The following is a 14618-nucleotide window of genomic DNA, read 5'->3' as shown; positions in this document are numbered from 1 at the left end:
GCGAACGTTTGCATCCTTCAAATCAAGAATATGCGTTTGCGGCGCGGAAGAATTGTGATGGCGCGGGGTTGTAGTTCGCTCGAACTCATCAGCCCCGCGGTGGCGCCACGGCAAGCCGCAGGAAGCTCATCACGCTGCCGAGCGCGGCGAAACCTGCACCGAGCGCCAAGGCCAGTGTCGCGCCTTCGCGCCCCGCCAGGCTGAAGCACAGTGCAGCCAGGGCCGCGCCCGTGGTCTGGCCGGTCAGCCGCGCGGTCGCGACGATGCCGCTGGCGCCGCCGCTGCGATGCGGCGGGGCGCTTGACATGATGGCCTTCATGTTCGGCGCCTGGAAGAAGCCGAACCCGATGCCGCAGATCAGCATGCGCCAGACGATGTTGGCGGTGCTCGGATTTTCCGGCAGCATAGCGAGCAGCGCCATGCCGGTTCCAAGCATCACGAGGCCGATGCCGCCGAGCAGGCCGGCGGGAAAGCGATCCGACAGCCGCCCGGCGATCGGCGCCATGATCGTCACCGCGAGTGGCCAGGGCGTCATGAAGAAACCGGTCTCGACCTGCGAGCGCTGCAGAATGTCCTCGAAATAGAACGGCAGCGACACGAAGCCGAGGCCCTGCACCGAGAACGAGCACACGGCCGTCGCGGCCGAGAGCGCGAACACGCCGCGGCGGAACAGGTCGATCGGCAGCATCGGCGCCGGGTGATCGGCCTGACGGCGGGTCAGGATGATGCCGAGCACCAGCGCGCCCACCAGTTCGGCCACGACCGCCGCTGGCGTCGCGCCATGCGCGGCGCTGCCGATGCCGGTGATGAAGAGGCCGAGGCAAAGTGCGGCGAAGCCGGCGCCGAGAAAGTCGAAGCTGTGCTCGGCGCGCGGCGTCCGCGGCAGCATCTTCATGCCGATCGCGATTGCAACCAGGCCGAACGGCAGGTTGATCGCGAACAACCACGGCCAGGAGCCGAGCGAAAGAATGGCGGAGGCGATGGTCGGGCCGAAGGTGAAGGAGATGCCGACCACGAGCGCGTTATGGCCGAGGCCGCGACCGAGCATCTTGCCGGGATAGACGAAGCGGACCAGCGCGGTGTTGACGCTCATGATGCCGCTGGCGCCGAGGCCCTGCAGGGCGCGCGCGATCACCAAGGTCGGCAGCGACCAGGCCAGCGCGCAGCCGACCGACGCCAGCGTGAACAGCAGCAGGCCGCCGAGATAGATGCGCTGATGGCCGACGATCTCGCCGAGCGCGCCGAGCGGCAGCAGGGTTGCGACCAGCGCGATCTGGTAGATGTTGACGACCCAGACCACCTCGGCCGGCGTGACGTGGAGATCGGCCGAGATCGACGGCAGTGCGATGTTGGCGATGGCGACGTCGAGCGAGGCCATCGACAGCGCGGTGAAGATCGCGGCGATCGCCCAGGGCCGCTGGCTGGAAGGCAGCCCGTCGGCGCCGTCGCCGGCGAGCTTCGAAGCATGGTGGCGGTTGGACATGGGGACCCTTTGGAGACCTTCGGTTCGCGGGCGCGTCGGATGAGCATGTACACGGGAGCGGGCGAGGGCCCCAGCCGTCGCGCGCGCATGGGCTTATGCGCGAGGCTGTGGGGGCAGGGCGACCGCGTCCGGCCAATCGTGCCCAAGCTCGCCGTGCCTTCGCCCTTGGACACACACACCGATATCTGGAACGCTGCTGCTGTCTTGCTCCGTCATTCCCGGGCATTCGCGCGACAAACGGCGTAGCCGTTTTGAAACAGCACCAGCGAACCCGGAATCCATAGCCACAGGGACGCGTGAGTGGCGTAGATGCCAACGGTGTGTGTGCCTCATACGGCGTCGTGGGGATGGGTTGTGCCCGGGAGGCCGACGGCATGTTCCTCGACACACCGCAGCGCACCATCGGTGACGAGCCTCGCCGGCGGCGGCGCAGTGCTGACGAGGCCAGCTATTTCGGCTACGCTTCCATGCAGACCGTCAAGGCGAGACAGACCAGGGAGTGCGAGAGAGATCGATGACCACAGTCAGAAACGCACTGGCCCAGAAGAGTGACGCCCTGATCCATGTTCGGTCCCGCGACATGGTCGTCGAAGCCTTGCAAAAGATGCGCGACAACCGGGTCCGGTCGGTGCTGGTCATCGACGACGGCGTGCTGGTCGGCATCGTGACCCAGGGCGATTGCGCCATCAAGGTGCTGCTGCCCGGGCTCGATGCGAAGCAGACGCAGGTGGGCCAGGTGATGACGGCCAACCCGGTGACGGTCAGGCTGGACCATCCGCTGGACGGCTGCATGGCCATGATGTCCCAGCGCGGCTTCCGACATCTGCCGGTGCTGGACGCAGGCAAGGTCGTCGGCGTGATCTCGATCGGCGACGTCGTCAAGAACATCATCCGGGATCTCGAGCACAATGTGGACGACCTGATGGGCTTCATCATGAAAGACGGCCCTGGGGGGTGACACACGACGGCGGTGACCCGTTCCGAAACGCATGGCTGCTTCGGACTCAAAGGCGACATCGTTAGCGCTCAGTAACGGCTGAACGAAAAATGTTCTGCCTTTGATTTTCGCTTCCTTGTTCGGAGCGGTGCAGAGTGCCGCGTGGACAATATCGGCAACGACCAGGAAGATGAGAACAAAGCTCGTATTCGCAGCGCTTCTGAGTTTCGCTGCGATCGTTCTGGGCCACGCGTACGTTCGTGGCTACCCACCCTTCAACTCTCAATTTGTGCAAACGTGTGATAGAGCAATCAAGGAGCGGCTGGTTGTTCCGTCCACCTATGAACGGATTAGCGTAGACGAGTTTCGGAAGACAATGACGTTCGATGAGTTCTTCAAGGACCCTCTACGGCCTAAGTCTGAAGCAGCCAGGAACGCCATGGTCCAAGTCGCACGAGTGCCGCCGGTTCAGTATGTCGCGCTCATCGATTACCAAGCTCAGGACCCCATTGGCGCCATCATTCGCGAAAGGGCAACATGCACTTTCAACTCACTAGATGGGAGCGACATGCCTGAACGTACGTATTGGGTGAAGATCGACGGCGAATATAATATGGCGTGGACTGCGAGGCAGCCGAACGCGGCCGCGCTCTTATCGCGCCTAAGACGGTGATTGATGGTCAGCTTATGGCCCAAGCAGACTTTGACTTCCGGCAATTTTAACTCTTATCGGCCATCTACATGCCCTAGCGTTGGATTTGAAAAACTCGCGCGCCCATGCTGACGCGCTCGAGAATCCGTGTGGGGAGGCCGTCAATGGCTCAGGAAACGTCGAGGCCGCGCATCGGGGAAGGGCGCATCGGCAGTTCACTCTGCGCCGCGATCGGCGTGCTCAGCGTCGCTGCTGTGCTGTGCCTGCGCTACCCGGCCTTTCTTACGACGCCTGAGCTGCGGGTCCATTACGACGTCGAACTGCTGCGCCTCACGCTGGCGATCGCCATGGTCATCGGGGCCTGGCTCGGGGTCGTCGGGATCGTGCTCGGCGGCCCGCGGCTGCAGGCTGCGATCGGCCTCAGCGCGCTGTTTCTCGCCACGCTGCTGGGTGGGCCCTACGTGCCGACACCGGATTTTCTCCAGCCGCGCTTTTATCTCGGCCTCGACTGGCTGGTGCTCGATCTCTTCTTCACCGGCGCAGCCTTCGTGCTGCTGGAGTGGATCTTCCCACGGGTGCGGCCGGAGCAAGGGCCGCTCAGTCCCGGCTGGAAACTCGATCTCGCTTATTTCGGCGTCAACCACCTGCTGATCGGCATCTTCCTGGTGGTCTCGACGCATTTTGCGCATGACGCTTTTGCCTGGGCGATCAGCCCATCCCTGCAGGCGCATGTCGTGGCCCTGCCGGCGATCGTCCGCTTCTTGCTGGTGATCCTGGCGGCCGATGCCGTCGAATACATCTCCCACCGCGCCTATCACGAGGTGCCGTGGTTGTGGCGAATCCATGCGGTGCATCATTCGCCCGAACACATGGACTGGCTGTCGGGATCACGCCTCCACTTTCTTGAGCCGTTGGCCACGCGTGCTCTGGTGCTGGTGCCGATCGTCCTGCTCGGCTTTCCGCAGGATACGATCTTCGCCTATCTCATTTTCATCTCCGTGCAATCGGTGCTGATCCATTCCAATATCAAGATGGATGTCGGCTGGCTGCGCTACGTGATCGTCACGCCGCAGTTCCATCACTGGCACCACGCGTCTGACGCCGAGGCCCTCGACAAGAACTACGCGGCCCACACGCCGCTGTTCGATATGCTGGGCGGAACCTGGCATCTGCCCAAGGACCGCTGGCCGGTCAACTACGGTACGGTGAAGCCGATCCCCGGCGGCATGCTCGGCCAGTTCATGCACCCCTTCGTTGGGCCGGTGAAGGAATTCCTCGAACATCGGGACCCTTGAAGCCGTCAAGGCGCCCAAGCCAACCGTCAGAACCTCTGTGCAGAGCTACGTGCCGCCCGGCCGCGCCAGCCGCTCGATGGTCTGGTTGTGGCGGGTCAGCAGTTCGCAGGCATGGCCGATCTGGCGGGCGCGCAGGGCCTGCAGGATCAGCCGGTGATCCTGGTTGGTGCGTGGACGCCAGCCGGCATTGCGCGCCATCGCGAGCACCAGCCGCGAATTGGCCAGCCGCAATCCGTCCAGGCTCGCCAGCAGCCGCGGCATGGCGCAAGGCGCGACCAGCGCGCGATGGAAGGCGCGGTTGGCAGTCTCGAACTCCTGGATGGTCTCGGCATTGTCCGCCTCGATCAGCGCAAGCTCGATCGCGGCGAGCTGCGTCGGCGCGTAGCGCGGGGCGGCGTTGCGCAGCGCCACCACCTCGAGCGCAACGCGCATCTCGACAATCTCCTTGGTCGACTTCGCGTCGAGCGGCGCCACCCGCACGCCGCGCCGCGGCGCTGCGACCACCAGATACAGCGCTTCGAGCTGTCGGAACGCCTCGCGCACCGGCACGTGGCTGGAGTTGAACTCGCGCGCAATGTGGTCCTGCCGCAGCGGGGCATCTGGCGGCAGCGCGCCGCTCACGATGCGCTCGGTGAGCACGTCGGCGATCCGATGGGCGGTGGTGAGATTCTCGTCCTGCATGGTGATAGATTATCTATCGAAAAACCGCGTGCCTCGGAAGGATCGATATTCTACGGTGCTCAAATACGCTTGATTATAGATTATCTAAAATAAAATCTATGATCTGTGGACGGGAGTTTGAGATGAGTGAAGTGCGCAGGCCATCGTCGTCGCAACCTGCAGCGGACGGCGCCATCCGTCACGACTGGACCAGAGAAGAAGCCGAAGCGCTGTACGCTCTGCCATTCCCGGATCTGATGTTCCGTGCACAGTCGGTGCACCGCCGGCACTTCGATCCGACCCGGCTGGAGACGGCGAGCCTGCTCAGCATCAAGACCGGCGGCTGTCCGGAGGATTGCGGCTACTGTTCCCAGAGCGCGCATTACGACACCGGCCTCAAGGCGACCAAGCTGATGGATCGCGACACCGTGGTCGCCACCGCACAGCGCGCCAAGGCGGCGGGGGCCGAGCGCTTCTGCATGGCCGCAGCCTGGCGCAGTCCGAAAGACCGTGATCTCGACCAGGTCTGCGACATGGTCAGCGCGGTGAAGGATCTGGGGATGGAGACCTGCGTCACCCTGGGCATGCTGACGCCGCCGCAGGCGCAGCGGCTGAAGCAGGCCGGGCTCGATTTCTACAACCACAATGTCGACACCTCGCCCGAATTCTACGACCGCATCATCACGACGCGGACCCTGCAGGATCGGATCGACACGCTCGCGCATGTGCGGGACGCCGGCATCAAGGTGTGCTGCGGCGGCATCATCGGCATGGGTGAGGCGGTCGATGACCGGCTCGGCATGATGGTGCTGCTGGCTAATCTTGGCGCGCATCCCGACAGCGTGCCGATCAACATGTGGAACGAGGTCAAGGGCGTGCCGGTCAACGACACCGCCGCGCGCCCGGATCCGATCGCGCTGGTGCGGTTGATCGCGGTGACGCGCATCATGATGCCGCAAAGCGTCGTGCGGCTGTCCGCCGGCCGGCAATATATGAGCGACGAATTGCAGAGCTTGTGTCTGCTCGCCGGCGCCAATTCGATCTTCATCGGCGATGTGCTGCTGACCACGGCCAATCCGCAGGCCGATCGCGATGCGGCGCTGCTCGCGCGCCTCGGTATGACCTCCGCATTGTCGGTGCGTCCGGCCGCAGCGACGGCCCCGAAGGAAACGGCAGACGGTTCGTTCGTCGCCTGAGCAAGGCCGTCATCCCTTGACCGGCCCGGCGCAGCGCCGGTGCCGACGACGTTGCCCTGACAAATGGCGTTTCGAAGAAGGGAGCTGATGCATGAATGCCGCTGCCGACAAGCTCGCCGGCTACGCCGAGCAGTTGCAGAGCCTCGCCGCCGACGATCGGCTGCGCCGGTTGAGCCCGAGATCCGGTCTCGATTTCTCCTCCAACGACTATCTTGGCCTGGCGCAGGCGCCGCGGATGAAGCGCGCGATTGCCGCCGCCATGGAGGCGGGCACGCCGGTCGGAGCCGGCGGTTCGCGCCTGCTGCGCGGCAATTGCGAGGAGCATGAGCGGCTGGAGGCGGCGGCCGCGCGCTTCTTCGGCGCTGACAGCGCGCTGTTCTTCGGATCGGGCTACGTCGCCAATTTCGCCGTGCTGACGACCCTGCCGCAAGCCGACGACCTGCTGGTGCTCGACGCGCTGGTGCATGCCAGCACGCATGAGGGCGCCCGCGCCGGCCGCGCCGAGATCTGTCAGTTCAAGCACAATGATCCACAATCCGCCGAGGACGCGATCCTGGCCTGGCGGAGGGATGGCGGTGTCGGCCGGCCTTGGATCGCTGTCGAAAGCCTCTACAGCATGGACGGCGATCTGGCTCCGCTCGACGATCTGATCGCGATCGCCGCGCGTCACGATGCGTTCCTGCTGATCGACGAGGCGCATGCGACCGGGGTGCATGGCGAGCAGGGGCGGGGTCTCGCGTCGGGCTTCGAGGGACGCGACAACATCGTGGTCGTTCATACCTGCGGCAAGGCGCTGGGCGCCGCCGGCGCCCTGGTCACGGCGAGCCGGGTGCTGCGCGATACGCTCGTCAACCGCTGCCGTCCCTTCATCTTCGCGACCGCGCCGTCGCCGCTGATGGCGGTCGCCGTGCTTGAAGCGCTTGCGATCCTGCAGGACGAGCCGCAACGGCTGCAGCAGCTCTCACGGCTTGTCGCCTTCTCCCATGGCGAGATCGCGCGCCGGTTCGGCGCCACCTGGTCGTCGTCCCAGATCATTCCCTACATCGTCGGCGACAATGCGCCGGCGATGCAACTGGCCTCGGCGCTGCAGGCGCGCGGCTTCGACATTCGCGGCATCCGTCCGCCGACCGTGCCGGCCGGCACGGCGCGGCTCCGGTTGTCGCTCACCTTGAACGTCGACGAGGCCGCGGTGGTGTCGTTGCTTGACGCACTCGCCGAGGAGACCGGGGCAGGACAGCGATGGCGCAGCGCATCGTAGTCACGGGCACCGACACCGGAATTGGCAAGACCGTGTTCGCCGCGGCGCTCACGGACCTGCTCGGGGCCTGCTACTGGAAGCCGGTGCAGGCGGGGCTTGCGGAGGAGACGGATTCGCGCCGCGTCCAGCGGCTCGCCGACCTGGCCGACGACCGTTTGCTCCCCGAAGCCTATCGCCTGGCCGCGCCAGCTTCGCCGCATCTCGCTGCACGTCTCGATGGCGTCAGCATCGACCCGCTGTGCTTGAACCCTCCTGACACCGGCGGCAGACCCCTGGTGATCGAGGGCGCCGGCGGCGTGATGGTGCCGCTCACCGCGGATACACTCTATCTCGACGTCTTCGCGCGATGGCAATGGCCGGTCGTGCTCTGCGCCCGCACCAGCCTCGGCACGATCAATCACTCGCTGTTGTCGCTGGCCGCGCTGCGCAGCCGCGGCATCGCGGTGCTCGGTGTCGCCTTCATCGGCGACGCCAATGCGGACAGTGAGGAGACGATCTGCCGGCTCGGCGCGGTGAAGCGGCTCGGTCGGCTGCCCTGGCTTCCGGAGCTGACCGCGCGATCCCTGCAGCACGCCGTGGCCGCTGAATTCCGGCGGGCGGATTTCGCGCCATGATGCGCAAGGCCGTCTCGCCGATCTGGCATCCCTTCACTCAGCATGCGCTGCAGCCGGAGATGACGCCGGTCGCGCGCGGCGACGGCGCGTATCTCATCACACGCGATGGCCGGCGCATCATCGATGCGATCGCCTCCTGGTGGGTGGTGACGCATGGCCATTGTCATCCGCCGATCGTGCACGCGATCCAGGAGCAGGCCGGGCAGCTGGATCAGGTCATCTTCGCCGGACATACCCACGAACCGGCCGAGCAGCTCGCGGCCGGCCTGCTCGATCTGGTCCCGCCAACGCTGGCGCATGTCTTCTTCTCGGACAGCGGCGCGACCAGCGTCGAGGTCGCGCTGAAAATGGCGCTCGGCTATTTCAGGAATATCGGCGAGCCGCGCACACGCATTGCCGTGATGCAGCATTCCTATCACGGCGATACGATCGGCACGATGTCGGTCGGTGCCCGCGGCGTGTTCAACGCAGCCTATGAGCCGCTGCTGTTCGATGTCGCCGTGGTGCCGTTTCCTGCCGAGGGATTCGAGCAGGCGACGCTCGACGCGCTTGCCGCGATCTGCGAACGCGACAGGCCGGCCGCCTTCATCGTGGAGCCGCTGGTGCTCGGTGCCGGCGGCATGCTGATGTATCCGGTAGCGCTGCTGCGCGAGATGCACCGCATCTGCAAGGCGTCCGGCGTGCTGTTCATCGCCGACGAGGTCATGACCGGATGGGGCCGGACCGGCACTTTATTCGCCTGCGAGCAGGCCGGCATCGCTCCCGATATCGCCTGCTACGCCAAGGGGCTGACCGGCGGGGCGATGCCGCTCGCGGTGACGCTGTGCAGCGCAGACATCTTCGAGGCGCATTATTCGACCGACCGCAGGCGTACCTTCTTCCATTCCAGCTCCTACACGGCCAATCCGATCGCCTGCGCTGCGGCATGTGCCAATCTCGCACTGTGGCGGCAGCCGGAGACGCACGCCCGGATCTCTGCCGTCGCTGCAGCACAGGAGCGCAGTGTCGCGCGCTTTCGAGAGGACGAGCGATTTTCGGATGTGCGGCGCTGCGGCACCATCACGGCGCTCGACCTTCATGCCGACGACGAGGGCTATCTCGCCGACATCGGACCGAAGCTGCAGGCGTTCTTTCGCGACAGCGACGTGCTGCTGCGGCCGCTCGGCCATACGATCTATGTGATGCCGCCTTACTGCGTCACCGCTGCCGATCTCGAGGCGATCTACGCCACGATCGATGCAGCGGTCGATCACGTGATCTGAAAGCCTTCCTCCGGCTGCGATTTGCGCTCCAGGGTTCCGCGCATTAGCATCCCGCAGACAGGTGGGTTGCGGGAGGACGGAAGCCATGAATGCCTCGATCGACGGTGATCGCTTCAACGAGCCAAAGGAGGCCACTTCGGCCGTGATCGCGGCGCAGAGCTCCATGCTCGACGCGTTGCCTTTTGCGGACACGGCTGATTTCGCGGACGCGGCGCGCGGCTTTCTCGGCACCATCGAGGATGCCAAGGTCACGACGGCGCAGGGGCGGACCGTCTGGAGCCTTGCGCCCTACAGCTTTCTGGATGCAGAGGACGCGCCGCCGACCGTCAATCCGAGCCTGTGGCGGCAGGCGAAGCTCAACATGCATCATGGCCTGTTCGAGGTCGTGCCCGGCGTCTACCAGGTGCGTGGGCTCGATATCGCCAACATGACGCTGATCGAGGGCGAGACGGGGGTGATCGTGGTCGACACGCTGACCTCGATCGAGGGCGCGCGGGCGGCGCTCGAGCTGTATTATCAGCATCGCGGGGTCCGGCCGGTCACGGCTGTGATGTTCACCCACACCCACACCGATCATTGGGGCGGCGCGCGCGGCGTGGTCGACGAGGATGCGGTCGCCAGTGGCCGGGTGCCGCTGATCGCGCCGAACCTGTTCATCGAGCATGCGGTGTCTGAGAACATCATCGCCGGTCCCGCGATGCTGCGCCGGGCGCAATATCAGTTCGGTCCGTTGCTGGCCAAGGGCGCGAAGGGGCATGTCGATTGCGGGCTCGGCAAGAGCATGGCGGCGGGATCCGTGGCGCTGCTGCGGCCGACCGACCTCATCATGGCGACGGGTGACACCAGGACCATCGACGGGCTCGTCTTCGAATTCCAGATGGCGCCGAACAGCGAGGCGCCGGCCGAGATGCATTTCTACGTGCCGCGCTACAGGCTGTTGAACCTCGCCGAGAACTGTACGCACAACTTCCACAATCTGCTGCCGTTTCGCGGCGCCGATGTGCGCGATGCGCTGGCCTGGTCGAAATATCTCGGCGAGGCGCTGCAATTGTGGGGCGGCAAGGCCGAGGCGATGTGCGGCCAGCATCATTGGCCGGTATGGGGTGCGGGCCGGGTCGACACCGTCATCCGCGAGCAGCGCGATCTCTACAAATTCGCGCATGATCAGACCGTGCGGCTGATGAATCACGGCCTGACCGCGAGCGAGATCGCCGAGACCATCGCGCTGCCGAAAAGCCTCGAAGGCGCGTGGCATGCGCGCGGCTATTACGGCCACATCCGGCACAATGTGAAGGCGATCTATCAGAAATATCTCGGCTGGTATGATGCCAACCCCGCCAACCTCGATCCTTTGCCGCCGGTCGAGGCCGGGCGGAAATATGTCGAATACATGGGCGGCGCGGCAAGCCTGCTGGCGCGGGCGCGCGAGGATTTTGCAAGAGGCGAGTTCCGCTTCGTAGCGCAGGCGGTCAGTCATCTCGTCTTTGCCGAGCCCGACAATGCCGCGGCGCGCGCGCTGCTGGCCGATACGCTGGAGCAGCTCGGCTACGCGGCCGAAAGCGCAACCTGGCGCAATGCCTATTTGTTCGGTGCGCAGGAGCTGCGCCACGGCATGCCGGACGTCCCGGCGCGCCCGGGCATGCCGCGCGAGACCCTGGCGGCCTTGCGCACGGAGCAATTATGGGACGTGCTCGGCGTCCGGCTGAACGGGCCGAAGGCCGAGGGCAAGCACATCGTGCTGAACTGGACCTTCACCGATACCGGCGAGCGCTTCGTGCTGACCCTGCAGAACTGCGCGCTGACCTATGCGGTGGGCGTGCAGGCCTCTACGGCGGACGCGGGATTTACGCTGGCGCGCTCCACGCTCGACGACATCATCGCGAAAGCTGTGACCTTTCCGGACGCGGTCGCGGCCGGAAAGATCAGCTTCGCTGGCAATCCGATGCGGCTTGCCGAGCTGATGTCCTTGATGGACGAGTTCCCGCGCATGTTTGAGATCGTCGCGCCGAAACGGACGAAGGTGACTTAGGAAGCCTGAATTAGATCGAGGCGGAGACCGGGGGCAATCGCCCGGTCTCCATGCTGCTATTCCGCGCTGCTGACCAGCCTGATGCGCGGCTCGGCGCGGTCGATCAGGCCGCGATAGGCGGCGAGATAGTCGAGCGCCATGCGCCGCGCGGTGAAGCGCCTCTCGAATTGCTCACGCACGCGGGCGCGGCTGAGACCGGCGAGACGATTGACCGCGGCGACGGCGCTGAGCTCGTCCTCGACGATGAAACCGGTGATGCCGTCATCGATCACTTCGGGGACCGAGCCGCGATTATAGGCGATCACGGGCGTTCCGCAGGCCATCGCTTCGATCATCACGAGGCCGAACGGCTCCGGCCAGTCGATCGGCAGCAACAGGCCGACCGCGCCCGATAGGAACTCCGGCTTTTCATCGTCGCCGATCTCGCCGATATATTCGACCAGCGGGTTGCCATTGATCAAGGGATAGATCAGCTGATCGTAATAGTCCTGGTCGGCGCGATCGACCTTGGCCGCGATCTTGAGCGGCACGCCGCAGCGCATGGCGATCTTGATGGCGCGGTCGACGCCCTTCTCTGGCGCGATCCGCCCGAGCACAGCGAGATAGCTCGGCGTTACCGGCTTCGGCATCAGCAGCTTTCCGGGCAATCCGTGCAGGACGGTGCGGACCCAGTTGGCATTCGGAACGGGACGGCGCTGCGCGTCCGAAATCGAGACGACGGGAACATCCTTGAACATGGAGAACACCGGCTGGTGCTCGGGCAGATCGAGGCGGCCGTGCAACGTGGTCAGGAACGGCGTCGGCTGGCGCTGGAAGAGGGAGAACGGATAATAGTCCAGATGGAAATGGAGGATGTCGAACTCCTCATCGTCGCATTTCCGCCGTACGCCTTCCAGCATCACCATGTGCAGCGCGTTGGGATCGCGCACCGAACCATCGAGGCGCAGCGCCTTCGGCCACGTCGGCGAGAGCTTTGCCGAGGTCTGGGAATCGCCGCTGGCGAACAGCGTGACGTCGTGTCCGAGGGCAACGAGCTCTTCGGTCAACCAGTGCACGACCCGCTCAGTGCCGCCGTAGAGCTTCGGAGGCACGGCCTCCGTCAATGGAGCAACCTGCGCAATGCGCATCTCATCGTCTCCTATTTGTGATGTTCGCTGACGTCCCCGATCGAAGGCACCGGCACAGCCGTAGCTGGAACGTTGTCGCATCTGCGAAGTTCCCCTCAGGCGATCACTCTTTATTCGAGACAACGTGTTCCTCCGCGTCTCAATGATGCCATCCACGATCTCCAACGCTGTCACCGCATGAACTTGACGGCCGGTATGCCGGAACCGGAGAAACCGTTCATCGTTCATTGGCCGCAACAGGTGTCGCCACCACCAGCTCACTGCACAGGAAGACAATGGATCAGCTCTCAGGCTACGCGCACCGGCCGTTTCCGTTCGTCATGCGCTATCTGCGCATGCGTCCGGTATCCCATCTCGTCATTCTCTTATCCGTGATCGGCGCAGTGGCCTGCTCGGTGGGCACGCAATACGGCGTCAAGGCGCTGGTCGACAGCCTTTCCGCGGGACCAGGTGGCAATGGCCGCGTCTGGGCGGCATTCGCCTTGTTGATGGCGCTGATCGCGACCGACAACATCCTCTGGCGTGTCGCCAGCTGGATCGCGAGCTTCACTTTCGTGCGCGTCACAGGCGATCTTCGGCGCGATATCTTCCGGCATCTCACCGGCCATTCGCCGAGCTATTTCGGCGACCGTCTGCCGGGCATGCTGTCGAGCCGCATCACGGCGACATCGAATGCGGTGTTCACGGTCGAGAACATGTTCGTCTGGAACGTGCTGCCGCCATGCCTCGCGACGGTGGCGGCGATCGCCCTGATCGGAACCGTCAGCGGAGCGATGGCGATCGCGCTGCTGCTGATCGCGGCCATGATGGTGCTGGCGATGTTCCGGCTTGCGGCGGCGGGCAAACCGCTGCACGATGATTTCGCAGACAAGGCAGCGATGGTCGACGGTGAGATGGTCGATGTGATCTCGAACATGCCGCTGGTCCGCGCATTCTGCGGTCTGCGTCACGAGCACGACCGATTCGACGCGACCGTGAACAAGGAGCTCGAGGCCCGCGGGCGCAGCCTGCGTTATCTCGAGAAGCTGCGGATCCTGCACGCCACGGTGACGATCGTGCTGACCGTGGCGCTGATGGCCTGGGCGATCTCGCTGTGGCAGCGGGGCGGGGCGACCACCGGCGACGTCGTTCTGGTGTGCACGCTCGGCCTGAGCATTCTCAACGCCACCCGCGATCTGGCGGTGGCGCTGGTCGATGTCACCCAGCATGTCGCGCGCATGAGCGAGGCGATTGCGACTTTGCTGCAGCCGCATGAGCTGCGCGATCACCCGGACGCCGAGCCGCTGGTCAAGAGCGGTGCGGCCATCGCCTTCGACAACATCACCTTCCACTATCCCGGCGGCAACAAGCTGTTCGAGAACTTCTCGCTGCGGCTGCAGCCGGGCCAGCGCGTCGGCCTCGTCGGACAGTCCGGCGGCGGCAAGTCGAGCCTGTTCACCCTGCTGCAACGGTTCTATGATCCGCAAGCGGGCCGCATCATGATCGACGGCCAGGACATTGCCCGGGTGACGCAGCAGAGCCTGCGTGAGGCGATCTCGGTGGTTCCGCAGGACATCTCGCTGTTCCACCGCTCCATCCTGGAAAACATCCGCTACGGCCGTCCCAGCGCGACCGATGACGAGGTGTTGCGGGCCGCGATCGCTGCGCGTTGCGATTTCGTCGAGACGCTGCCGGAGGGACTGCAGACCATGGTCGGCGATCGCGGCGTCAAGCTCTCTGGCGGCCAGCGCCAGCGCATCGCGATTGCGCGCGCGTTCCTCAAGGACGCGCCGATCCTGCTGCTCGACGAGGCGACCGCCGCGCTCGACAGCGAGTCGGAAGAGGCGATCCGCGAGGCGCTGAGCCGGCTGATGCGCGGGCGCACGGTGATCGCGATCGCGCATCGGCTCGCGACGTTGCGGAATTTCGATCGCGTGGTGGTGCTCAGATCGGGCAGGATCATCGAGGACGGCGCGCCCGACCGGCTCATGCAGGGAGAGGGACCCTATCGGGACCTCGTCACCCAGGAGATGAACCGGCTGGCCAAGGTCGCGGCCTGATCGTTGCGTCGCTTCCCGCGCCGGCCATGGCCGGCCGCGCGGACACTCCAACATCGCACGAGGTCA

At 65.1% G+C, this 14618-nt stretch carries 11 protein-coding genes; 8 read left to right on the top strand and 3 right to left on the bottom strand.

Going from position 1 to position 14618, the window contains the following annotated elements; all coding sequences use genetic code 11:
* Positions 1–88 precede the first annotated feature (88 nt).
* Positions 89–1483 carry an MFS transporter gene (locus HL671_RS14710; protein ID WP_012042927.1) on the bottom strand — a complete coding sequence of 465 codons (1395 nt, stop codon included), beginning with the start codon at positions 1481–1483 and terminating at the stop codon, positions 89–91.
* A gap of 514 nt (positions 1484–1997) precedes the next feature.
* Between HL671_RS14710 and HL671_RS14705 the strand changes: the two genes are divergently transcribed.
* Together HL671_RS14705 and HL671_RS14700 are read left to right on the top strand one after the other, a co-directional pair.
* Positions 1998–2441: a CBS domain-containing protein gene (locus tag HL671_RS14705; RefSeq protein WP_172236810.1), complete on the top strand. Its 444-nt coding sequence runs from the start codon at positions 1998–2000 to the stop codon at positions 2439–2441.
* A 795-nt stretch (positions 2442–3236) separates the two neighbouring features.
* Positions 3237–4367: a sterol desaturase family protein gene (locus tag HL671_RS14700; RefSeq protein ID WP_172236809.1), complete on the top strand. Its 1131-nt coding sequence runs from the start codon at positions 3237–3239 to the stop codon at positions 4365–4367.
* Positions 4368–4412: 45 nt separating this feature from the next.
* Here the strand turns inward: HL671_RS14700 and HL671_RS14695 are convergent, their stop codons facing one another.
* The gene (locus HL671_RS14695) at positions 4413–5048 is read right to left on the bottom strand and encodes a GntR family transcriptional regulator (protein WP_172236808.1); all 636 of its coding nucleotides are present in this window, start codon (positions 5046–5048) and stop codon (positions 4413–4415) included.
* Between the two features lie 122 nt (positions 5049–5170).
* Between HL671_RS14695 and bioB the strand changes: the two genes are divergently transcribed.
* From bioB to HL671_RS14670, 5 genes are all read left to right on the top strand, one after another.
* Positions 5171–6223 carry a biotin synthase BioB gene (gene bioB / locus HL671_RS14690; protein WP_172236807.1) on the top strand — a complete coding sequence of 351 codons (1053 nt, stop codon included), beginning with the start codon at positions 5171–5173 and terminating at the stop codon, positions 6221–6223.
* A gap of 91 nt (positions 6224–6314) precedes the next feature.
* Positions 6315–7481, top strand: coding sequence for an 8-amino-7-oxononanoate synthase (locus HL671_RS14685; RefSeq protein WP_172236806.1), 1167 nt, complete (start codon positions 6315–6317; stop codon positions 7479–7481).
* Positions 7463–8095, top strand: coding sequence for a dethiobiotin synthase (gene bioD, locus HL671_RS14680; protein ID WP_172236805.1), 633 nt, complete (start codon positions 7463–7465; stop codon positions 8093–8095). The genes HL671_RS14685 and bioD overlap by 19 nt, the downstream gene beginning before the upstream one ends.
* On the top strand, positions 8092–9357 hold the full coding sequence (locus HL671_RS14675; protein WP_172236804.1) for an adenosylmethionine--8-amino-7-oxononanoate transaminase: 1266 nt from the start codon (positions 8092–8094) through the stop codon (positions 9355–9357). Before bioD ends, HL671_RS14675 begins: the two co-directional genes overlap by 4 nt.
* A 163-nt stretch (positions 9358–9520) precedes the next feature.
* Positions 9521–11386, top strand: a complete 1866-nt coding sequence (locus HL671_RS14670; RefSeq protein WP_172236895.1) for an alkyl/aryl-sulfatase — start codon at positions 9521–9523, stop codon at positions 11384–11386.
* A gap of 56 nt (positions 11387–11442) precedes the next feature.
* Here the strand turns inward: HL671_RS14670 and HL671_RS14665 are convergent, their stop codons facing one another.
* Complete coding sequence (locus HL671_RS14665; RefSeq protein ID WP_012042937.1) at positions 11443–12513, bottom strand: glycosyltransferase family 4 protein; 1071 nt, start codon at positions 12511–12513, stop codon at positions 11443–11445.
* Between the two features lie 275 nt (positions 12514–12788).
* Between HL671_RS14665 and HL671_RS14660 the strand changes: the two genes are divergently transcribed.
* A complete protein-coding gene (locus HL671_RS14660) occupies positions 12789–14552 on the top strand; it encodes an ABC transporter ATP-binding protein (protein ID WP_012042938.1) in 1764 nt (587 codons plus the stop codon).
* Positions 14553–14618: the final 66 nt, after the last annotated feature.

The organism is Bradyrhizobium denitrificans (genome assembly GCF_013179005.1).
GTDB classification, from domain to species: Bacteria; Pseudomonadota; Alphaproteobacteria; order Rhizobiales; family Xanthobacteraceae; genus Bradyrhizobium; species Bradyrhizobium denitrificans.
This window is presented reverse-complemented; position numbering and strand designations above follow the sequence as displayed.